The sequence below is a fragment of the Shewanella sp. M-Br genome (genome assembly GCF_036245925.1).
Lineage (GTDB): Bacteria > Pseudomonadota > Gammaproteobacteria > Enterobacterales > Shewanellaceae > Shewanella > Shewanella oncorhynchi.
Map to the genome: position 1 here is coordinate 97,458 of NZ_BJBV01000006.1, position 22,700 is coordinate 120,157.

20 protein-coding genes are annotated in these 22,700 nt (G+C 46.4%); 4 read left to right on the top strand and 16 right to left on the bottom strand.

Annotation, left to right across the window (positions count from 1 at the left end; translation table 11 throughout):
• Positions 1-224 precede the first annotated feature (224 nt).
• Positions 225-1,901, top strand: a complete 1,677-nt coding sequence (locus tag AAA952_RS06560; protein ID WP_338255462.1) for a M28 family metallopeptidase — start codon at positions 225-227, stop codon at positions 1,899-1,901.
• A 599-nt stretch (positions 1,902-2,500) separates the two neighbouring features.
• Positions 2,501-4,165 (top strand): asparagine synthase B, encoded by a 1,665-nt coding sequence (gene asnB, locus AAA952_RS06565; protein WP_105252850.1) that lies wholly within the window; start codon positions 2,501-2,503, stop codon positions 4,163-4,165.
• 192 nt (positions 4,166-4,357) lie between these two features.
• On the opposite strand, the gene AAA952_RS06570 is transcribed toward asnB, so the two are convergent.
• From AAA952_RS06570 to AAA952_RS06580, 3 genes are all read right to left on the bottom strand, one after another.
• Entirely contained in the window at positions 4,358-5,494 is a 1,137-nt protein-coding gene (locus AAA952_RS06570) for a patatin-like phospholipase family protein (protein ID WP_338255465.1), read from the bottom strand.
• Between the two features lie 243 nt (positions 5,495-5,737).
• Positions 5,738-7,984, bottom strand: a complete 2,247-nt coding sequence (locus tag AAA952_RS06575; RefSeq protein ID WP_311988410.1) for a TonB-dependent siderophore receptor — start codon at positions 7,982-7,984, stop codon at positions 5,738-5,740.
• Between the two features lie 318 nt (positions 7,985-8,302).
• Positions 8,303-10,093 carry an acyl-CoA dehydrogenase C-terminal domain-containing protein gene (locus tag AAA952_RS06580; RefSeq protein WP_338255467.1) on the bottom strand — a complete coding sequence of 597 codons (1,791 nt, stop codon included), beginning with the start codon at positions 10,091-10,093 and terminating at the stop codon, positions 8,303-8,305.
• 246 nt (positions 10,094-10,339) lie between these two features.
• Here AAA952_RS06580 and AAA952_RS06585 point away from each other — a divergent pair, with 246 nt between their 5' ends.
• The gene (locus AAA952_RS06585; protein WP_338255469.1) at positions 10,340-11,188 is read left to right on the top strand and encodes a D-hexose-6-phosphate mutarotase; all 849 of its coding nucleotides are present in this window, start codon (positions 10,340-10,342) and stop codon (positions 11,186-11,188) included.
• Positions 11,189-11,371: 183 nt separating this feature from the next.
• Here the strand turns inward: AAA952_RS06585 and AAA952_RS06590 are convergent, their stop codons facing one another.
• From AAA952_RS06590 to yceD, 11 genes are all read right to left on the bottom strand, one after another.
• Entirely contained in the window at positions 11,372-12,247 is an 876-nt protein-coding gene (locus AAA952_RS06590) for an NAD(P)-dependent oxidoreductase (RefSeq protein WP_338255471.1), read from the bottom strand.
• A 167-nt stretch (positions 12,248-12,414) separates the two neighbouring features.
• Positions 12,415-12,894, bottom strand: a complete 480-nt coding sequence (locus AAA952_RS06595) for an acyl-CoA thioesterase (protein ID WP_105252855.1) — start codon at positions 12,892-12,894, stop codon at positions 12,415-12,417.
• A gap of 117 nt (positions 12,895-13,011) precedes the next feature.
• On the bottom strand, positions 13,012-13,380 hold the full coding sequence (locus AAA952_RS06600; protein WP_028760367.1) for a hypothetical protein: 369 nt from the start codon (positions 13,378-13,380) through the stop codon (positions 13,012-13,014).
• A 232-nt stretch (positions 13,381-13,612) separates the two neighbouring features.
• A complete protein-coding gene (fabF, locus tag AAA952_RS06605; protein ID WP_006087466.1) occupies positions 13,613-14,851 on the bottom strand; it encodes a beta-ketoacyl-ACP synthase II in 1,239 nt (412 codons plus the stop codon).
• A gap of 236 nt (positions 14,852-15,087) precedes the next feature.
• On the bottom strand, positions 15,088-15,321 hold the full coding sequence (gene acpP / locus AAA952_RS06610; protein ID WP_006081231.1) for an acyl carrier protein: 234 nt from the start codon (positions 15,319-15,321) through the stop codon (positions 15,088-15,090).
• Positions 15,322-15,485: 164 nt separating this feature from the next.
• Positions 15,486-16,232 (bottom strand): 3-oxoacyl-ACP reductase FabG, encoded by a 747-nt coding sequence (gene fabG, locus AAA952_RS06615; protein WP_338255476.1) that lies wholly within the window; start codon positions 16,230-16,232, stop codon positions 15,486-15,488.
• Between the two features lie 9 nt (positions 16,233-16,241).
• Positions 16,242-17,168, bottom strand: coding sequence for an ACP S-malonyltransferase (gene fabD / locus AAA952_RS06620; protein WP_113938794.1), 927 nt, complete (start codon positions 17,166-17,168; stop codon positions 16,242-16,244).
• 62 nt (positions 17,169-17,230) lie between these two features.
• Positions 17,231-18,190 carry a beta-ketoacyl-ACP synthase III gene (locus AAA952_RS06625; protein WP_006081228.1) on the bottom strand — a complete coding sequence of 320 codons (960 nt, stop codon included), beginning with the start codon at positions 18,188-18,190 and terminating at the stop codon, positions 17,231-17,233.
• Positions 18,191-18,199: 9 nt separating this feature from the next.
• Positions 18,200-19,228 carry a phosphate acyltransferase PlsX gene (plsX, locus tag AAA952_RS06630; RefSeq protein ID WP_028760370.1) on the bottom strand — a complete coding sequence of 343 codons (1,029 nt, stop codon included), beginning with the start codon at positions 19,226-19,228 and terminating at the stop codon, positions 18,200-18,202.
• Positions 19,229-19,243: 15 nt separating this feature from the next.
• Entirely contained in the window at positions 19,244-19,414 is a 171-nt protein-coding gene (gene rpmF, locus AAA952_RS06635) for a 50S ribosomal protein L32 (protein ID WP_006081226.1), read from the bottom strand.
• 16 nt (positions 19,415-19,430) lie between these two features.
• On the bottom strand, positions 19,431-19,955 hold the full coding sequence (gene yceD, locus AAA952_RS06640) for a 23S rRNA accumulation protein YceD (protein ID WP_028760371.1): 525 nt from the start codon (positions 19,953-19,955) through the stop codon (positions 19,431-19,433).
• A gap of 262 nt (positions 19,956-20,217) precedes the next feature.
• Here yceD and AAA952_RS06645 point away from each other — a divergent pair, with 262 nt between their 5' ends.
• The gene (locus tag AAA952_RS06645; protein WP_131523926.1) at positions 20,218-20,802 is read left to right on the top strand and encodes a Maf family protein; all 585 of its coding nucleotides are present in this window, start codon (positions 20,218-20,220) and stop codon (positions 20,800-20,802) included.
• A gap of 172 nt (positions 20,803-20,974) precedes the next feature.
• On the opposite strand, the gene AAA952_RS06650 is transcribed toward AAA952_RS06645, so the two are convergent.
• Both AAA952_RS06650 and rluC read right to left on the bottom strand, forming a co-directional pair.
• On the bottom strand, positions 20,975-21,694 hold the full coding sequence (locus AAA952_RS06650; protein ID WP_105252859.1) for an HAD family hydrolase: 720 nt from the start codon (positions 21,692-21,694) through the stop codon (positions 20,975-20,977).
• Between the two features lie 22 nt (positions 21,695-21,716).
• Positions 21,717-22,676 (bottom strand): 23S rRNA pseudouridine(955/2504/2580) synthase RluC, encoded by a 960-nt coding sequence (gene rluC / locus AAA952_RS06655; protein WP_049821723.1) that lies wholly within the window; start codon positions 22,674-22,676, stop codon positions 21,717-21,719.
• Positions 22,677-22,700: the final 24 nt, after the last annotated feature.

A 22,700-nucleotide genomic window follows, 5' to 3' on the forward strand; every position in this document is an offset into this window, starting at 1 on the left:
CTAATCCTACGTCTAGCAATTCATCCTTGCCAGACCTTTAAACATTACCTATGTAACACGCCTCGCCCAAAGGCGTATTGCATAGGGTAAAGCAACATTAAGTAACATATTCGCCTTCTTCTCAGCCTTGTGGCTCACAGCGGCTTGCTTCATGATAAGCCTCGCTTCTGATTGATTAACATAAATCTAAAATACCTTAATTAAAACAACAGTAGGATTAACCTATGCGACGTCTGTATCCACTCTGTACGCTGGCCATGCTCAGTGCCTGTAGTCCTAATGCACCAGAGCCCGATGACAACAGCACTTTGGCTGAACTCAAACCAGTGCAGTTTAATGAAGCGCGCTTTAGAAATGATATTAAAGCCCTGTCATCCGATGAATTTGAAGGCCGCGCGCCCACCACTCACGGTGAAAAACTCACCTTGGATTATTTGACCAAAGCCTTTACAGAGATGGGACTCAAGGGCGCGTACCAAGGCAGCTTTTTACAACCAGTGCCTATGGTGAGCTATACAGCAGATGAAGCGCAGCAAGTTACGCTGGCAGGATTACCCTTTAAATACCGAAAAGATCTAGTGCTCAGCAGTCGCCACGATAACGGTGGTATTAGTATTGAGAACGCACCATTAGTCTTCGTCGGCTATGGAGTGAACGCACCCGAATATGGTTGGAATGATTACCAAGATCTCGACATGAAAGGCAAAATCGCGGTGATCTTAGTGAACGATCCCGGCTTTGCTCGCCCTGACTCGGGGAAATTCAACGGCAAAGCCATGACCTATTACGGCCGTTGGAGCTACAAATTTGAAGAGGCCAGTCGTCAAGGCGCACTCGGCGCACTGATTATCCATGATACCGAGCCCGCCTCTTACCCTTGGTCCGTGATAGAAAATAGTTGGACTGGACCACAGCAAGATCTGGTCCTCAGTAAAGCAGAACAAGATAGCCGTATCCAAGTCGAAGGCTGGCTTACATTGGACGCGGCTACACAACTGTTCGATAAAGCCGGTTTATCACTGCCTAATTTAATGGCACGCGCCGCCGACAGCTCAATCAATTTACCCCTTGAGCAAACGGCCAACATCGCCTTTAAAAATAAAGCCGAATACGCGAATAGCTACAATGTGGTCGCCACACTTCCCGGCAGCACACAAGCCAACGAGCAAATCCTCTACACCGCCCATTGGGATCACATAGGTAAAGACGAGACGAAAGCAGGCGATCAGATTTACAACGGTGCCATGGACAACGCCTCAGGCACTGCCGGTATTCTCGAAATCGCCAGACAATTAGCCGACAATGCGAAACAAGGCCATGGTTTAGCGCGCTCGGTCACCTTTATTGCCACCACAGGTGAAGAACAGGGCTTACTCGGTTCACGCTATTACGCCGCTAATCCACTTTATCCTATCGACAAAACCGTGGCAGTGTTAAACCTCGACAGCACTAATATCTATGGCAAAACCAAAGACTTTACCATCGTCGGCAAAGGTAAATCTGAGTTAGAAACTTATCTTATCGATGCGGCTAAACAACAAAACCGCATCGCCATGGGTGAGAAAAATCCCGCTTCGGGCGGTTTCTTCCGTTCAGATCATTTCAGCTTTGCCAAACTAGGCGTGCCCGCCGTCTTTGCCGGCGGCGGTAGCGACCCCGTTGATGAAGCCACGGCTGCTTATAAAACTCAGATGCAAGCTACAATGAAAGGCTGTTATCACAATGTCTGCGATGAATACCGTGAAGACTGGGATTTAAGCGGCGCGCTGCAAGACTTGCAAATCTACTACCAAGTCACGCGCACATTGGGCAACAGCCAAGATTGGCCGGGATACTATCAAGGCACAGAATTCAATAGCCTGCGCCCAGCCAAAACGACGCTGGTAACGGACACAAAATAACAGGCTAAGTCTTTGGCTTCTTGCGAGAGACAGCTGGGTTAGTCGTCTCTTATTGCCGCCTGCTAGTCGCACCTGCGAAATAAAGCGCCAGCTGAATAGAGCGCCTCCTCCGCCAGCCAAAGCGCCAAACAAGACCTACAAGCACGTGAACCATTCACGTGCTTTTTTGTTTTCAGCTCATAAAAAATGCCGTTATCGCAAAATATCCATCCCACAACACCATTCTGAATAGGCTTATGCCATTGGTTGATGTCAAACTCGGCGCATTAATTGATTAAAAATAAAACACTTAAACAAGCCAACTCATTATTTATGGTCTTTTTTAGCGGTTTTTCTATCATCGATACTTTTTTAAAACACATTGTGAATTCCCCAAAACCCCTCATGCCAAATCAGATAATAAAAACAAATCATCAAAAATAACGCAAATTAAATGAATTATTCTCAAATAAAATCATTAAACATAAACATCTAAATCAACAAAAACACCAATAAACAGATAAAACGTCAAAAATAGTGTTTGGCAAATACCTAAATTGCTGGCACATTAAACCTCAATTGAGACATCCTCAAATGACAGACAGTGTGGGAGTTGTACTATGTGTTCAATCTTTTCGATTTTAGATATCCAATCTGATGCCAAAGAACTGCGCCAAGTCGCGCTAGAAATGTCTAAGCTAATGCGCCACCGTGGCCCTGACTGGTCAGGTATTTATGCCAGTGATAAGGCAATTCTTGCCCACGAACGTTTAGCGATTGTTGACATTGAACACGGTGCTCAGCCGCTGCTGACTGAAGATGGCAGTTTGATCCTCGCGGTCAACGGCGAAATCTATAACCACAAAGAATTGAAAGCCCAGCTAGGCGATAAGTACAGCTATCAAACCAACTCTGACTGCGAAGTAATCTTGGCGCTGTATCAAGAATACGGCACTGAATTTCTTGATAAATTAAACGGTATCTTCGCCTTTGTGTTATATGACAAAGCCCAAGACAGATACCTTATCGGCCGCGATCACATGGGTATCATCCCGCTATATACAGGCCGTGACGCTGCGGGTAACTTCTATGTTGCCTCCGAAATGAAAGCCTTGATGCCAGTGTGTAAAACGGTAGAGGAATTCTTACCGGGCCAATATTTGTACTCAAGCGATGCCGCTGCGGTGAAATACTACACTCGCGATTGGCAAAGCTATGATGCGGTTAAAGATAATCCAGCCAGCCAAGAAGAATTGCGTGACGCATTAGAAGCGGCGGTCAAACGTCAATTAATGTCAGACGTGCCCTATGGTGTGTTGCTGTCGGGCGGCTTAGATTCATCGATCATTTCCGCCGTGACGCAAACCTTTGCTAAACGCCGCATTGAAGACGATGGCGAAACCAACGCTTGGTGGCCACAGTTACATTCCTTTGCCGTCGGCCTTGAAGGTGCGCCGGATTTAATCGCCGCCAAAAAGGTCGCCGAAGCGATTGGTACGATTCACCATGAGATCCATTTCACCTTCCAAGAAGGCTTAGATGCGATTAAAGAAGTGATCTATCACTTAGAAACCTACGATGTCACCACCATACGTGCTGCCACGCCAATGTATTTAATGGCGCGTAAAATCAAAGCGATGGGCATTAAAATGGTGTTATCGGGTGAAGGTGCTGACGAACTATTTGGCGGCTATTTATACTTCCATAAAGCGCCAAACGCACAGGCATTCCACGAGGAATTAGTCCGCAAACTCGATAAACTGCATCTGTTCGATTGTCTGCGAGCCAACAAAGCCATGGCCGCTTGGGGATTAGAAGCTCGCGTGCCCTTCCTCGATAAAGAGTTTATGGATGTGGCAATGCGTATCAACCCTGAAGCGAAAATGTCTAAGGATGGCCGTATTGAGAAACACATTCTGCGTAAAGCCTTTGAGCATAAATTGCCAAAAGAAGTGGCGTGGCGTCAGAAGGAACAATTCAGTGACGGTGTGGGCTACTCTTGGATTGACGGTTTGAAAGAACAAGCGGCAGCGCGTGTGGATGATTTACAATTGGCGAACGCGAAATTCCGTTTCCCATACAACACACCAGAAACCAAAGAAGCCTATTTCTATCGCTGCTTCTTTGAGGAACATTATCCACTAAGCGGCGCTGCAGAAACGGTTCCAGGTGGTAAATCCGTCGCCTGTTCAACGCCAGAAGCATTGGCTTGGGACGAAAGCTTACGCGGCATTATCGACCCATCAGGCCGAGCAGTACGCTCTGTACACACCTCAAGTTATTAATAGCCTAACCTTGAAGAACTAGGTTAGTAAACTGAGCTGATGAGCTAGATTAATCATATAAATTAATTAGATTGATGAACCGGTTAATACAGCCAACCACAAGCGCCACCCTAGGGTGGCGCTTGTATTTTAATGTTTTTTACTTTTATTGCTTACTCACGTACAAAATGGTGACTTAGCTAAAATACCAAACTAGGCCGACAACGCACTGAATGGCTTGATTTGAGAGTGAGTTTGAGTGTGGGTTTGAGTGTGAGCGTTGATTTGCACTTGAGTTTGAAAATGAACATTCATCTGCGTCAACGCCATCGGATCTAAGCTTAAAAACTGCTTTCCGGCACTCAGCCCCGCATGATAATCATGGCGTAAATCCGCATCGGTACTGCCCAGCAATTTACTTTGCAAATTTTCAGCTGCAAAAATCTGCACTATCTCCACATCCTCTGGCGGATTAGCGATAAAGTCCAATTCATCCTGATAGGCTTGTTCGTGCTGCACTAAGTAATCTATGGTTTTCGGGCAAAAGCCAGAAACACAAATCCAAGATTTTAATTTGTGAACCCAAGCCGATTGCGCCTGAAAATCCTCGCTCACAGTACGGATCACCACAATTTTGCGGGCACCACGACGATAGGCCTCACGCACAGGTAAAGGCGCAGCTAAACCGCCGTCGAGATAAAAATCACTATCAATACCTTCGTTTAATGCTGTGCCGTGACCAGAGGCGCTATGATTAGCCGCGCCGTTATTAGAAGCCTTGTCGCTATTACAGGCGTTGTCACTATTACAGGCATTATCATTTAGCCAAGGCGTGAGTTTCACCCCTTGTTTATACAGAAATGGTAATGCGCTAGAAGCTTTAAGCAATTCGCGCCACTGGCTTTTACTGCTTGGACTTAAAAAATAACCCTTGCGATCACTGGCATTCGTAGTTGTGATCAGTAACTGCCGATGACCGAGTGAAGCTGTCGCCGCGTTAAGATCTAATTTAAACATCCCTTGTCGCGTCTGCTCAAAATACCAATCTAAATCGACTACATTGCCGCCGACTAACCCGCGACCGAGTCGATAGAAGCGTTTATGGCGCGATAAACCGCGGATTAAGCGTTTGGCATACCCCTTTTGGCGGGCCAAAAAACTGCTGAGATTCTGTGAACCTGCTGAGGTACCGATAAATAAATCAAAGGGATCGAATCCGCCATCAAGCCAAGCATCGAGTACGCCTGCGGTGAATATACCTCGCTGACCACCACCTTCTGCAATCAGGGCCACCTGTGGGCTAGCGTTAGATTGAGGGTCTTTGGAGGCTAAGTGGCTGACGGCGTGCATAGGAAAACCTTATCGAATAATTCATATAAGGCGAGTCTAAACAAGCTGAATCAGAAAGGATAACGGATAGAAACTATCATCTTAATAGGTAAACACTATTAAGATGATAAGTCACACAAGGTTAATCCATGCTCAAGGCACGAATACAGACAGAGAGCTACGGCGGTTATTCGCGCAAGATTAACCCATTCGCTCCAGCTTGCTTATCATCCTTAACGAACAAGCTATTTTTACATCAATGCATTAAAACTTATGACTCAGTTCAAGCGTGATATTACGCGGCTCACCCGGGAAATGGCCATTACGCTCGCTAAAACCACTGACGGCATATTCTTTATCGAAGATATTTTTAAGATTTAAGCGAACTTGAGTTTGATCCCACTGGGTCGTCCAGCTCATATCAAAAATCGTATGGGGCTTCACCGTTTGGCCATCGAGGCTGAACTGTTCACCCACGTAATCCATACCAAAGGCAATCGCCGAATCGATTGCATTGATATCGTAACGAGTCCATATTCCCGCTTGATGACGCGGCGCATTGGCAAAGTGCTTACTGTCGAAGGTATTGGTTAAATTGTCGTTCGTCACCCCTTTAACCACTTCAGTCTCGTTATAGGCATAGTTTGCCGTGACGGTCAGGTTATCGGTTAAATCCCCCACCAGCGTCCATTCAAGGCCTTGACTGTGTACTTCACCCAAATTAAGTAAAGCGGGAATGCCATCGTCATCGCCAGTATTTAAAGGGTTAGCTTGAGCGACATTTTGTTTTTCAATGCGATATACGGCGAGCGTGGTCATAAACTGGCCATCAAGCCACTCATTTTTCATCCCAAGTTCAATTTGATTACCCGTTTCTGGATCGAGGAAACCGTCAGCAATATCTTGTGCTTGATCGGTTAAAGATGCTGGATTGAAGCTCTCTGAGTAATTCAAATAAAAGGACATTGAATCGATTGGGCGATAATTAAGCCCTGCCCTTGGCGTTATCGCGTTATCGCTGAAGGAGAAACCGGTCTTTTTATCATAATCGTCAAACTGGCTGAAACGCAGACCGGCAATCAATGACCACTGTTCATTAAAGTGCAAGTGTTCCTGCACATAAAGGCCAAAACGGTTAGCACGGGTACCGTCGGTATCCATGTCTTTTAATTGATAGGTACTAGGATCCGTCTCACCATAGTTAAGGTCAAAAATATTTAGGTTACCCACGCCTTCCTTGCTGGTCGCGAGCTTGTAATGGTACTCGGTTTCCACATAGTGATAATCGCCACCGAACAGGAACTCATGTTCAAAACCTAAGGCATCGAATGCATAAACAAAATCATTGGTTAAACTGATTTCATCATTTGCCCGTGCTTGCACTCGGTATTCACGCTTAATGGTGCCATCTGCACTATTGGCTTTACCATCACCATTTACATCGACCCAACCTCTCGATTCATGATATTGCTGCGTGGAATCATTATTCAGATAGCGGATCTGCGTCTTGACCGAGAAATTATCGGTAAATTGATGATCGAGAATCGATTGCAGCACCAGCGCATCCATCTTCTGGAAGTCACTCTTCTCATTGGCATTATAGGATGGCGCAACGAGGAAGTTACCGTCATTATCGACAGGCACGCCGCGCAATCGATTGCCGCCTAAATCCTGCTTAATAATATCGAAAGTGGTGGTGAGCTTAGTATCATCACTGATTTCGTAGAGTAACCCACCCGCCACTTCGGCATTTTGGCTATCTGCATTATTGCGAAAGCTATCTTCCTGCTGATAATAGGCGCCAAAACGATAGGCAAGATTTTGGGTTAAGCCGCCAGTGAAATCCAGCGAGCCCCCCATCATGTCCTCGCTGCCCGTGCTTAAGGTCAGCTCTTTGCTCTCGACAAACGTCGGTTTTTTAGTGACATAGTTAATCATGCCGCCAGGTTCACCGCCGCCATAGAGTGCCGATGCAGGGCCTTTTAACACTTCAACCCGCTGCACATTAAAGAGTTGTGGCACAGAAAATCCCGAATAGGGATCGCCCCTTACCCCATCATAAAAAACGTTGGCATCGTCGCGGAAACCGCGAAAGGTCACGCCGGAATAACTAAACTCACTCACACCCGCGATTGAGCGGTATAAATCGGTAATATTGCGTGCCGCTTGGTCAACGATTAACTGCTCGGTCAGCACTTGCACCGACTGCGGCAATTCCATCACATTAATCGCCGTCTTAGTGCCAATCGTGGTTTCTTTATCGACGTACATTTGCATCGCGCGGCCATGGACGGCAATACGCTCAGGTGCTGCGAGTTTTATCTCCTCATCGGTCGTGGCTTGAGTCGGTGCAGGACTTGCAACAGATGAACTCGTAGACAAGGTCTGCTGTGGAGCCTCTTTATCGAGTACAGTTTCAGCGGCGAATGTCGACTGATGTTGAGCGAGTGCAAGTGCAATTAATGAGTAGGCGAAACGAGTCTTCACAGAATGTCCCCAGCGCGAGCGCATAAAAATGGAATAAACCAAAGGGTTTACAAATGTATTCAAACGAATTGGCCGTCATTATAAAGAATGATTTACGAATGACAACGATTATCATTTGGATTTACATGAATGTGAAATCTGTTAGGTAAATCCCTAGCGTCAGCTCACATTATCCTTGTGATATTTGGTTATGACTTAAACGAAACAGAGGTTCAGTCGCAAAGACCTTAGATAGAAGTGTTAATGTGGGATAAAAATAAAAACCAGCGACAGTGCGCTGGTTTTAGGTTGTTCTCGAACTGTTGTTAAGCAAGGGCTTAACTCAGCATATAAGATGAATGCTTAAAAGATAGCTTCATCTAATTGCGTTAGCATTTCACTCGCCTGCTCAATTTGCTTACGCAAACTGCGACCTTGTACCGCCCAGTAAGCCATATAGAAATCGGCGGTTTTCAATTTAGCTTGGTAAAACGCGGTTTCTTCGGTGCCCTGCTCCAACGCCGCTAATGCCACCGCGGCACTTCTGGCCCACATCCACGCCAGTGCAGTCACGCCGAATAACTCCAGATAAGCCATAGACGCTGCGCCGATAATGTCAGGGTTGGTCGCTGCCTGCGAAGCTAAATAACCACTAGCCTTTTGCAAATCACCCGCACAATCCATTAAACCACTCACGTAAGGTTGCATCGCCGCATTCGTGCTATGTGACTTAATAAACTCTGTCACTAACGCCGACCATTGCTGCATCGCCGCGCCGCGGTCGCTAAGCAACTTACGTCCCACTAAATCCAATGCCTGAATACCGTTAGTGCCTTCATAAATCAGTGCAATACGGCTATCACGCACAAATTGCTCCATACCCCACTCATGAATATAACCATGTCCGCCAAACACTTGCTGTGCATCGACACAGGCATTAAAACCACGGTTAGTGATAAAACCTTTCACCACTGGCGTGAACAGTGCCGCTAATTGGGAGGCAACTTTGGCTTTTGCGGGATCGCTATGACGCTCAGCTTCATCGAGCCATAAAGCTTGTTGTCCAACTAAGGCTCTTGCGCCTTCATTGAAGGCTTTTTGCGACAGCAACATGCGGCGCACATCGCCGTGAACCAAAATCGGATCGGCGGCTTTTTCGGGTGCTTTGGCACCGCTTAAGGCGCGGCTCTGTAATCTGTCTTTGGCATAGGCCAGCGCATTTTGATAGGCGATTTCAGAGACACCCAGACCTTGCACGCCAACCCCTAAACGCGCTTGGTTCATCATAGTAAACATGGCTCGCAGTCCTTGGTGTGGCTCGCCGACAAGCTCGCCCAGCGCAGCTTCAAATACCATCACACAAGTTGAGTTACCGTGAATGCCCATCTTATGTTCAAGGCCACTGGCATATAAAGTGTTCGGTGCGCCTAAACTACCATCGTTATTCACTAATACTTTAGGCACGGCGAACAAAGATATGCCCTTCACGCCTTCAGGTGCATCGAGCAAACGGGCTAATACGAGGTGCACTATGTTGTCGGTGAGTTGGTGATCGCCTGAGGAGATAAAAATCTTCTCGCCAGTAATGGCAAAAACGCCTTCGGATACTGGCACGGCTTTCGTGCGTAATAAGGCTAAATCAGTACCCGCGTGGGACTCGGTCAAGTTCATGGTCCCAGTCCATTCACCGCTGACCAGTTTACTCAAATATTTTTGCTTGAGCGCATCACTGCCGTGGGCATGGATGGCGGCATAGGCGCCATGGGTCAAACCAGGATACATGGCAAAAGCCATGTTAGTTGCCGTTTGTATCTCAGTGGCAAAAATCCCCACCACTTCGGGTAAACCTTGGCCGCCATATTCAGGATCGCAGGTCAGCGTCGGCCAGCCATTATCAACAAACTGCCGATAGGCGTTATCAAATCCTTCCGGTGTAATCACCTTACCATCGACCAACTTACAGCCTTGCAGATCGCCGACACTATTGAGCGGTAACATAACTTCAGTACTAAAGTCGGCCATACCTTGCAGGATCGCATCGACAAGATCTGGATCGATTTCATCGAACCCCTTAAGTGCATCTTGCTGATAAATATGTAACATTTCATCGAGGATAAATTGATAGTCGCGCAGCGGCGCTTGATAAACTGGCATAATCGCTTCCCTTTTCTTGTTAGACTGCAACTCAACTAAGTGATCTGACCACTTTGGTGCTCTGACCACTTTAGCTAAATCTGCCGAAAAAGAAAGCACCTCAGTATCCGCCACAGACTTTTGTTTACACAAACGAACAGCGAAACCGTAAATTGATCGCAACAAAGCCTTATGTTATCGCGGAAAACTTTGTAAGCTAACTGCCTGTTTTTCTGATATGTCAGCAGAGTTAAGGATATTGTTACTATGGGTTCTGTCACTACTAAAAAGCACGCCAATGGGCTCGATTATGTCGAAGTGAATACGGCGTTATGTCAGGCAAGAATTTTTTTGCAGGGCGCGCAAATAGACTATTTTCAACCCGTAGGCAAACCACCTTTGCTGTGGGTTTCATCGGCTGACGATTATCAACCCGGTAATGGGATCCGTGGCGGAGTACCCGTATGCTGGCCTTGGTTTGGCATGAGTAGTGAAGCGAACTTTCCCCAACACGGTTTCGCCCGTACCCGCATTTGGGCGCTGGAATCGGTAGAAATGCGTAATCAGTTAGTGGATTTACGTTTTAGCTTAAAAATCAGTGAGCAAGATAAAATCTATTGGCCGCATAACACTGAGGTCTGCGTGTTATTTACCCTAGGCGACACTCTAAGCATTAGCCTTGTGAATACCAACTTAGGCGATGAAACCGTCACGCTTACCCAAGCGCTGCACAGCTATTTCCCGATTGAGGATATCCACCAACTCAAAGCCAGCGGTTTTAGTGGGTCAAAATACATCGAATTTGCACAAGGGCCTTACCCGCAAACCACGGATGAAGTGCTGTTTGATCGCGAGACAGATCGTGTCTATACCGATCTGGGCCCAGTGCAGTTATTGCATACGCCGCAGGGGACAATCGAAGTCAGCCGTGAAAACAGCCAATCAGCGGTATTATGGAATCCATGGATTGAAAAGTCACAACGCCTTGGCCGATTTAATCCAGAAGATTATCTGACCATGGTCTGCCTAGAAGCGGCCAATGTATTAGAAGATAAAGTCGTGCTCGCGGCAGGTGAAACCCACAGTTTAGTGACCCATATTCGCTGGAAAGACTAACGATTAAATATCCTAGCTCTTAATATCCTAGTCAAAAAACGATACACACAAAAATGCCCAGTCCTATTTGCCAACGCAATCGGGACTGGGCATTTTTATCACTGCAAAACCTATCACTGCGAAACCAGAGTTTTATCACTACGATAACCTAAGTTTTTATAACGATAAAACTTAAGGTAAAGCTTATTTCGCCGTTTTTTCTAAGCGTGCCAACAGGCTAGACGTATCCCAACGGTTACCGCCCATGCCCTGCACTTCTGAATAGAATTGATCCACCAAAGCGGTCAATGGCAAGTGTGAACCATTGCGGCGGGCTTCTTCTAAGGCTATGCCTAAGTCTTTACGCATCCAATCGACGGCAAAACCAAAATCATAGCTCTGGCCCCACATCGTCTTGTAGCGATTTTCCATCTGCCAGCTTTGCGCCGCGCCTTTGCTGATCACTTCAATGACTTTCTCGCCATCGAGTCCCGCTTTACGGGCAAATTGCAGCGCTTCCGCCAAACCTTGCACCACACCCGCGATACAAATTTGGTTCACCATCTTAGTTAACTGACCTGCACCAACCTCACCTAAACGTTCGGCGCAGCGGGCAAAGGCTTCAATCACGGGTTTAACACGCACAAATACCGCGTCATCGCCGCCTACCATCACAGTCAAGGCGCCATTTTCGGCGCCTGCTTGACCGCCAGACACAGGCGCATCGAGGAAATCAATGCCTTTTTCGGCTAAGACTTTGGCAAGCTCACGGGCGACATCGGCCGAAGCCGTAGTATGGTCAACCAGCACAGTGCCCTTGTCCATCCCATGAATAACGCCATCACTGCCTAATACCACTTCCCGCAGGTCATTGTCATTGCCCACGCAAGTAAACACAATATCTTGACCCTCTGCCGCTTCCTTTGGTGTTGGACAGCAGCGACCACCATAGGTGTCGACCCAAGTTTGTGCCTTGGCAAAAGTGCGATTATAAACAGTGACCTCATGGCCTTTGTTCAGTAAATGCCTCGCCATGGGATATCCCATTACGCCTAAACCAATAAATGCGACTTTTGCCATGAGCTGATCCTTAAATAGATAAACAAGTGAATCGATTCAAAATAGTGGCCGCAGTTTAACATCCATCAACGGTAACGTCAGAGTGAAATCGGAGCGAGTGATAAACGCACTTTTCGCTAGAAACAACAAAGGCGCCTTAAGCGCCTTTGCTGATTTAATTTATGGGGCTATTTCACCACATGGGCTTCCATTTCGGCGCCAATCTTTTTACGCATTTCCATCAAGCGCAGTGCTGAATCCCGCAAATGAATATCATGTTCCGTCTGTGGTATCCACTCAGGCACTGGCGTAGGTAGGCCATCTTCATCAACTGCTACCATGATCACAATACAATGGGTGGTGAGATGGCGCTCAGAAACTTTAGGATCGCCTGCTCGCACATCGATACCGATATGCATAGAAGTTTTACCCGTATAAATCACTTTTGCGCTGACTTCAACGATATTGCCCACCAAAATGGGTTGCACAAAACGAATACCGCCCGCATAAGCAGTAATACAATATTTACCGCTCCAGCCCGCTGCACAGGCATAGGCTGCGAGATCGATCCACTTCATCACAGCGCCGCCGTGAACTTTACCACCAAAATTCACATCCGCAGGCTCTGACAAAAATCTCAGGGTACTTTGTCTATCTATACCAGCCATATAACCTCAACTTATTCAGCCACTGTGGCTCAATGTTTCGTGCAATAGGCTGAGTTTACGATAGAAAGCGCCATTAGCGTAAAAATAATTACGATTGACCTCGTCAAAAAATTCGATTTAACCAAAGTGGCTAATAAGCACGCAGCAAAGCAATAAACTCGGCAACGCTAAACGATAAATCCATAGCTGAAATTCACTACTGACGAAACGCGTACCCTTTGCAAAAGTGTAAACGCCTAAGCCAAACATAAAGAAACCCAGCACTTCGAGGCCCGAGGACATATTGCTATCGCCACCGACGTTAATCGCCGTCACCAATAAGGCAAACCAAACCACCACGTAAGCAGCGATTGCTAAGGTAAAAGTCTTGATCCCAATGTCCATGTTTGGATGCCACACTTTAAACTCACCACGGATCAATTCGGTCAGATTGGCAGTTAATGCGCCAATGAGGGGAACAAGCGGGATCACCGCGGGATTTAACATGACACACTCCATTAAGATTGAATATGTCTGTCATTATCTGTGGTCACTAGAATTAAACAAGCTTGATGAACAAATGTTAACACTATGGATATCATACTGTTAGAAAGTGACATCTATCACAATAAAGCCATAAGATAACGGAGTTCAACTCACATGAGCAATGAATTTGACCCATAAAAAATGCGCCCTCAGGCGCATTTTTTCACTGTGTTTTACACCATAAATGCGTGTTTTACACTTTCTTGAACAGTAATGAACCGTTAGTCCCACCAAAACCGAAGGAGTTACACAGAGCGTAATCCATCTTCACGTCACGGGCTGTATGGGCAACAAAATCTAAGTCACAACCTTCATCTGGATTATCCAAGTTGATGGTTGGCGGTACGGCTTGGTCGCGCAGTGCTAGCAAAGTGAAAATCGCTTCAACCGCACCCGCAGCACCTAATAGGTGACCCGTCATCGATTTAGTCGAGCTAACCAGTACTTTATAAGCGTGGTCGCCAAATACTGACTTAACCGCTGCCGCTTCCGCTTTATCACCTGCTGGCGTCGACGTACCGTGGGCATTGATATAACCAATTTGCTCCAGTGATAACTTAGCGTCATTAATAGCATTGACCATAGCCGCCGCAGCGCCTGCTCCGTCGCTTGGAGGCGATGTCATGTGGAACGCATCACCGCTCATACCAAAACCGACTAATTCGCCGTAAATGGTCGCACCGCGCGCTTTTGCGTGTTCGTACTCTTCCATCACCATCACACCAGCGCCATCACCGATCACAAAACCATCACGGTCTTTATCCCATGGACGGCTCGCCGCAGTCGGATCGTCATTGCGTGTCGATAATGCTTTCGCTGCACCAAAACCTGCCACGCCTAAAGGAGAAGTGACATCCTCAGCACCGCCCGCAACCATCACGTCTGCATCACCATAGGCAATGGTACGCGCCGCGAAACCGATATTATGCACGCCCGTAGTACAAGCGGTCGTCACGGCGAAATTTGGCCCTTTCATGCCAAACATGATCGACAAGTGACCCGAAATCATATTGATGATGGTACTAGGTACGAAGAAAGGAGAAACCTTACGCGGGCCACCATTCATCAATGCGCTGTGACCTTGTTCAATCAACCACATACCGCCCATACCCGCACCAATAGCAGTACCGACACGACCAGGGTTTTCTTTACTCATGTCCAGACCTGAGTCTTGGATAGCTTGGATGCCAGCCGCCATACCGTATTGAATAAAGAGGTCCATCTTACGGGCGTCTTTTTTCGTTACGTATTGCTCAACATCGAAATCTTTTACTGAACCACTGAAACGAGTGGTAAATTCACTGGCATCAAATTTGGTTATCGGTGCAATACCACTCTTACCCGAAAGCAAAGCCTTCCAAGTAGTATCGACAGTATTGCCCACTGGAGTTACTAACCCCAAACCGGTTACCACTACACGACGTTTAGACACGGCAGTCACCTTTAAATGCTAATTTGTTAATTCAGATAGAGGACACAGGGTTTTCTATCATTAGACAATTGCTTAAATAATTTTTATTTAGAAAAATTCGCCAATCTGCGGCGAGCATCTCGTGGATAACAATTAAAACACGATCCAGAGACGATTGAATGGCACGGAGGCAGAATTTGACGGGGGTAAAACAAAAACAGGCGGCAAAAATGCCGCCTGTCTTCAAGAATTCAGAATTACTGATTCTTAGAAACGTAGTCGATCGCTGCTTGAACAGTAGTGATCTTTTCAGCTTCTTCATCAGGGATCTCGGTATCAAACTCTTCTTCCAGAGCCATAACCAACTCAACAGTGTCCAGAGAATCTGCACCCAGATCGTCAACGAAAGATGCCGCTGGCTTAACGTCTTCTTCTTTAACGCCCAGTTGCTCTACAATGATTTTCTTTACACGTTCTTCGATGTTGCTCATTAGTTTTCTTTCCTATTCAAATTACGCACTTGCGTAAGATTGCGAGTAGTTTATTAGATTTGGCTGACAATGCAAGCTTAGTTTTCGTGGTCTAACCACGAAATTTCACTATCAATTGATACAGATCACTACTCAGTTGCGACAGAAATCCCTGCCATTCGCCCTTAAACCATGTACATGCCGCCATTCACATGCAAAGTTTCGCCTGTGATGTAAGCGGCTGAGTCCGAGGCCAAAAAGAGCACTGCATTGGCAATTTCTTGCGCTTGCCCTAATCGTTCCATCGGAACCTGTGACATGATAGCTTTTTGCTGCTCTTCGGTCAGCTCATCTGTCATATCGGTCTGGATAAATCCAGGAGCGATAGCATTAACTGTAATTTGACGAGATGCAACCTCTCTTGCAAGAGATTTTGTAAATCCAATCAAACCCGCCTTTGCTGCCGAGTAGTTAACTTGACCTGCATTGCCCATGGCGCCTACCACTGAACCGATATTGATGATTCGGCCAAAGCGCTTTTTCATCATGGTACGCATCACAGGTTTTGACAGTCTAAATAACGATGTCAGGTTGGTGTCGATAATATCCTGCCATTCATCATCTTTCATCCGCATCAGCAGATTATCACGGGTTATACCCGCGTTGTTGACTAGAATATCAACATCACCCGCTTTTTCTTTGATCGAAGCGAATAAATGTGTAACAGATTCACTATCTGTGACATTAAGCACTAAACCAAAACCTTTGTCACCCAGATATTCTTGGATTGCCGCAGCGCCCTTCTCACTGGTTGCGGTTCCAATAACCACGGCGCCCGCTTCGACCAGTGTCTCTGCGATCGCACGGCCAATACCGCGGCTCGCACCTGTCACTAAAGCCACTTTGCCTGTTAAATTCAGGTTGAAACTCATATAAACTCCTTACTCAGTTAATGCTGCTAATGAAGCAACATCATTAACCGCTTGGGCTGATAGTGATTTATTAATTCGTTTTGCTAATCCTGTCAATACTTTACCAGGACCACATTCCACCAGTTGGGTAATGCCTTTTTGGGCCATTAGCTCAACCGTTTCGCTCCAGCGGACAGGACAATATAACTGACGCACTAACGCATCTTTAATGTCATCAGCAGAGGTGGGTGATGCCACATCAACGTTATTAATCACTGTAATTGTTGGGGTATTAAACTGTACATCGTTTAATGCCACGGCCAGTTTATCCGCCGCAGGTTTCATTAATGCGCAGTGTGATGGCACGCTGACAGGTAGAGCCACCGCCATTTTAGCGCCCGCTGCTTTACAAGCTGCTGCAGCGCGCTCAACTGCGTCTTTTTGACCTGCAATGACCACTTGACCAGGACTGTTAAAGTTAACTGGACTCACCACGTCACCTTGAGCCACTTCGGCGCAGGCATTAGCGATACTCTCGTTGTCCAAACCGATAATCGCATACATAGCACCCGTGCCAGCTGGAACCGCTTGCTGCATCAGTTGACCACGTAATTCCACCAACTTAATCGCGTCTTTAAAATCCATCACACCGGCGCAAACTAAAGCAGAATACTCGCCTAAGCTGTGACCCGCGAGTATAGCAGGCATAGGTTTGCCTGAAGCCACGTAGGTACGCCAAATCGCCACGCTCGCAGCTAATAGGGCTGGTTGAGTTTTATCGGTTTCATTTAAGCTTTCAACAGGACCTTGCTGAACCAATGCCCACAGATCATAACCTAAGACGTCACTCGCCTCAGCAAAGGTTTGTCCAACAACAGCATGAGATTCGGCAAGCTCGGCTAACATGCCTAGGGCTTGTGAACCTTGACCCGGAAATACAAAAGCAACATTTTCCATATTCAAATTACCTATGGCTAACTTAATTTATTGAAAAATCATGTGGAACACACATGTAGAACTTAGAAACGAATGAGCGCACTGCCCCACGCAAACCCAGCACCAAAGGCCTCAAGCAGCAGTAGTTGTCCGCGCTGGATACGGCCATCACGTACGGCTTCATCCAATGCAATGGGCACTGACGCGGCAGAAGTATTACCGTGTTTAGCTAAGGTCAATACGACTTTATCAAGACTCATATCGAGCTTTTTAGCGGTAGCATTGATAATTCGGAAGTTGGCTTGATGTGGCACTAACCAGTCAATTTCTGACTTATCGATATTGTTAATGCGTAACGTCTCAGTCACCACATGGGACAATTGAGTCACAGCCACTTTAAAGACATCGTTGCCTTTCATGGTCATAAAACCGACCGCTTCAGAGGTTTCGCCTTGGCGTGGTGGGAAAGCGCATTTCAATAAGTCACCTTGGCGACCGTCGGCATAAATGTGGGTCGAAATGATCCCTGGCGTTTCGGATGCGCCTATCACAACCGCGCCCGCACCATCACCAAATAAAATAATCGTTGAACGATCTTCTGGCTCACATAAGCGAGACAGTACATCGGCACCAATCACTAATACTTTTTTAGCCGCGCCCGTTTTTACAAATTGATCGGCAACAGATAAAGCATAAACAAAGCCTGAACACGCCGCTGCGATATCAAAAGCTGGAATGGTATGCACGCCAAGCATGGCTTGAATTTCACAGGCCGCAGCCGGAAAAGCATTGGGAGCACTGGTGGTGCCGCAAACGATCATGTCTAAATCTGATGCTTCTATGCCAGCCATTTCTAGCGCTTTTAATGCCGCTTGGTAGCCCATAGTTGAAACGGTTTCATCGAAAGCCGCAATGCGACGTTCTGATATACCTGTACGTTCAACAATCCATTGGTCAGTGGTTTCCACCATTTTTTCCAAATCTTGATTGCTACGCACCTGCACCGGTAGATAACTACCAGTTCCGAGAATTTTTGTATGCATAAGGAGGGATCAGTTATTTATATCTAAAAGAATCGACTCCAAACGATCTTTTATCATTTCAGGGAGTCGACGTTGAGCTTCCGTTACTGCCAAACTAATTGCTTGTAAATAGGCAGTTTCATCCGCGTTTCCATGGCTTTTTACAACTATTCCGCGCAATCCTATCAGACTTGCACCGTTATAGTGGTCGGGGTTCATCTGACTAAGCACCGCCTGGATACGAGGGGCGATAAGTTTAGCCAGAAAACGAACGAATAAACCTTGGGTTAGTCCCCGTTTTAACTGATGTACTAATAACTTGGCAATACCTTCTGAGGTCTTGAGCGTGATGTTACCCACAAACCCATCACAAACAATCACATCCACATTACCGGAATAGATTTCATCCCCTTCGATAAAACCTGTGTAATTGATTTGTTCTGTGTGTTGCAGCAACTGCGCGGCTTGCTGAACTTGGTCATTACCTTTAATTTCTTCAACGCCCACATTGAGCAAGGCGACTTTTGGCCGAGATTTCTTATCTACCGCTTCGCACAGGACTGAGCCCATCACGGCAAATTGAAATAAGGTTTCAGAATCACAGGAAATATTCGCGCCCAAATCCAACAAATAAACCGGTTTTTGAGTCACCGCAGGTAAACAACTGACTAAGGCGGGTCGATCAACACCAGGCAAGGTCTTCAGCAATACTTTCGCCATTGCCATCAGCGCCCCTGTGTTACCGGCACTCACACACGCTTGTGCGCGGTCGTCACGCACTAACTCAATAGCCAATCGCATGGAACTGTTTTTACGTGTACGCAAGGCATGCACAGGTCTATCGGACATACTAACGACTTCATCGGTATGAATGATTTCTATGCGCGAAAGTAAACTCGCTTCGGCTTGACGTAGATAGACATCAATTTCAGTCTTGTCACCGACTAAAATGATTTTAAGAAAAGAATGTAATTGTAGTGCCCGCAAGGCTGCAGGCACCGTGACGTGGGGGCCATGATCACCACCCATTGCATCTAACGCAAGCGTCAGATTCGTCATTAGGAAACCAACAAATTACTTGTTGATTACCTTTTTACCGCGATAGAAGCCATCTGCAGTCACATTGTGACGCATATGGATTTCACCGCTGGTAGCGTCTACAGACAGCTGAGCAGTGCTCAGTGCGTCATGTGAACGGCGCATTCCGCGCTTTGAACGTGATTTTTTGTTCTGTTGTACAGCCATTGGCCTGTCTCCTCGATTACTTGCTCTTCAGTTTTTCTAACACTGCAAACGGATTTGGACGCTCCTCTTGAGCGGGTTCTATCTCGCCTACAACCATGTCTTTAGATCCCGCACTGCAATCAATTTCTTGATGCATTGGGATTATCGGCATAGCGACTATCAATTCATCTTCGATCAATTGATGTAGACGCACTTCGCCAATTTCATTGCACTCAATTGGGTCATACGCATCCGGGAGCTCATCGATTTCTGCCTTAGTCCGACATGGACCAAAACAAAACTCGACCGTAACCTCAGTGGTAAATAGTGTCATGCAACGTTGACATATCAGAGTGAGCTCCGTCACAGCCTTCCCTTTCAGGTAGACTATCCCCTGTAAATCTACGCCACATTCAAGCGACACTGCCACATCGGAACAGTCGCCGGCACATAACTCAGTTAATCTTTTCAGTTGCACACCAGGAACAACGCCCTGATAAACTAGGCGACTCGAGGCGGCGCGAAATGGATCAATTGAAACCGGTATCTTTACTGTTTGCATAAGGCGCGCATATTATAGTTTGAAAACGCTAGAGTCAAAGAAAAAATACTAACTTAAGTCCCAGTTTGCGACTTAAGCCTTTCCCCTGCCCCAACATTGAAATTGACGGAAGCGAAATAGTACCCAAGCATGGGGCCGCATACAAGCGCAAGCCGCCTAAAATAGTCGCATTCATTGAAAAGAAACCGTAAAAGACGAAACTCTTGCACTCTCGCGCATTGATTGGTCACAATATGAGTCACTCTTTTGCGGATATCTCATTATGCCAACCCCATTAATCTTAGCTTCGACGTCTGTATACCGACAATCTTTACTGCAAAAACTCGGGTTACCCTTCGAATGCTGCAATCCTAATATTGACGAAACGGCGTATCTCGAAGAATCGGCCCATGCTTTAGTGCTGCGATTAGCCAAAGCAAAAGCCGTCGCGGGAGCAGAACAATTCCCCGATGGTCTGATTATTGGCTCCGATCAAGTTGCCGTCATTGATGGCAAGATTATCGGTAAACCCCATCATTTTAATAATGCCGTCGCGCAGCTCACTCAAGCCTCAGGCAAGGCCATCACCTTTTATACTGGTCTTGCACTTTACAACGCCGAAACGGGAGCCATGGCCGCCGAGGTTGAACCCTTTACGGTTCATTTTAGGCACCTTAGCCATGCGCAGATTGTGGCTTACATTGAAAAAGAAGAGCCTTATTATTGCGCGGGGAGTTTTAAGAGCGAAGGTTTAGGTATCGCGTTATTTACAGAGCTCGAAGGTCGCGATCCCAATACCTTAGTTGGCTTACCACTGATATTACTGACGGAAATGCTGTTAGCCCAAGGTGTAGACGTTCTCGCTTAAACGTTTGCCAAGGCTTTGTTCTATTTGCTCAGTTTATTGAATCGATGACGCGTATCAAAAATATCGAGCTACTGAGTCGTTTCATCGACGAGAAGATGAGACGTAAATAAAAGTGATAAGGAAGTCTCATGCGCAGCGGCATGTATTGCCGCTTCATTATTAAATAGCAGTGTTAGAGGTATTGCAGTAATTGCTTTGGTGAATCAATCAAGGCGATAGGTTTTGCCCGCAGCAACTTTTCGGCACTGTGAGCGCCATAGGTCACACCAACGCTATCAATCCCTGCATTGGCCGCCATGGTTAAATCCAGCAGAGAATCACCCACCATTAAGGCTCTGTTCGGTGCAATATTCAATTCTTTCAGCAAGCTTGAGATCATTTCAGGATGGGGTTTGCTGTGCACTTCATCGGCGCAGCGTGATGCAACAAAGTATCGACCTAAGCCTGTTTGCTCAAAGACGCGATCAAGTCCCGCACGGGCTTTACCAGTTGCGACGGCTAACTTATAGCCTTGGCTATGCAAGTCATCAATTAACGCTGGAGTTTGTACAAACAAGGGCGTTGGCGTGGTGTCTAAATGCAAATACTGTGCTTTAAACTCAGCGCGCATTTGCTGATATTGATCATTTTCGCCTTGGCTGAATGCATTATTAGAATGCTGCTGATGCTGAGAATTGGCAGAAGAAGCGCTGCAATTAAGTCCCTGTGGGAACAGGACTCGCAGCGCTTCTGTCATAGAAAGACCAATAATATCGCGAATGTCACTTTCAGTTGGGATAGGTAACTGCAATGCCTTAGCCATATTTTCAATACAAGTGATAATTTTACCGATGGAATCCATCAGAGTGCCATCCCAATCGAAAATCACTAAATCGTATTGCTTTATCTTCATCCTTGAAACCTATCCCCGTCGATTACGCACGCTTTAACTTATCGAGTAATTGCGACAAATTTTCATCTAAAGGCGCTGAAACCCGCATCACTTCATCATTTTCTGGATGAATGAACATCAATTCAGCGGCATGTAAAAAGAGTCGAGTTAAGCCTAATGAACGCATACTATCGTCAAACCCTTGCTCGCTGTACTTATCATCACAGGCTATAGGATGGCCAGCAAATTGGCAATGCACCCGAATTTGATGAGTACGTCCAGTGACAGGGCTTGCCTTCACTAAAGTACAACCTTGGTAACGCTGCATAATTTTAAAGCGCGTTTCTGAAGGTTTACCCTCAGCATTAACACGCACAATGCGCTCACCCGATTTAAGGGTGATTTTCAATAAAGGCTGTTTAACGGCTTTATCTTGAGCAGACCATTCCCCTTTAACTAAGGCCAAATAGTCTTTCTGCATCTTTTTATACCGAAGCTGATCATGCAGATGTTTAAGCGCGCTACGCTTTTTCGCCACCAACAATACACCCGAAGTATCTTTATCGAGACGATGTACTAGCTCTAAAAACTTTTGTTGAGGACGCAGTGAACGCAATGCTTCAATCACACCGTAATCGACTCCACTACCACCATGCACGGCAATGCCAGCAGGTTTATTCAGCACGATCAAATGATTGTCTTCATGCAAAATACGATCTTCGAGTTGCGAGACTTTACTTAAGTTCGCCGATGGTGCGGTACGGTTATCCGGCTCTGCCACGCGGACTGGCGGAATACGTACTATGTCGCCAATCTGCAACTTGTACTCGGGTTTGATGCGTTTCTTATTCACTCTAACCTCGCCCTTGCGGACAATGCGATAGATCATGCTTTTCGGCACGCCCTTCAGCTTGGTCATTAAGTAGTTATCAATACGCTGTTCGAAGTGATCTTCATCAATCGTGATCAACTGAACCTGTTGTGGGGTGGATTCTATATTCATGATGCGCCATCTAATTATAACGGT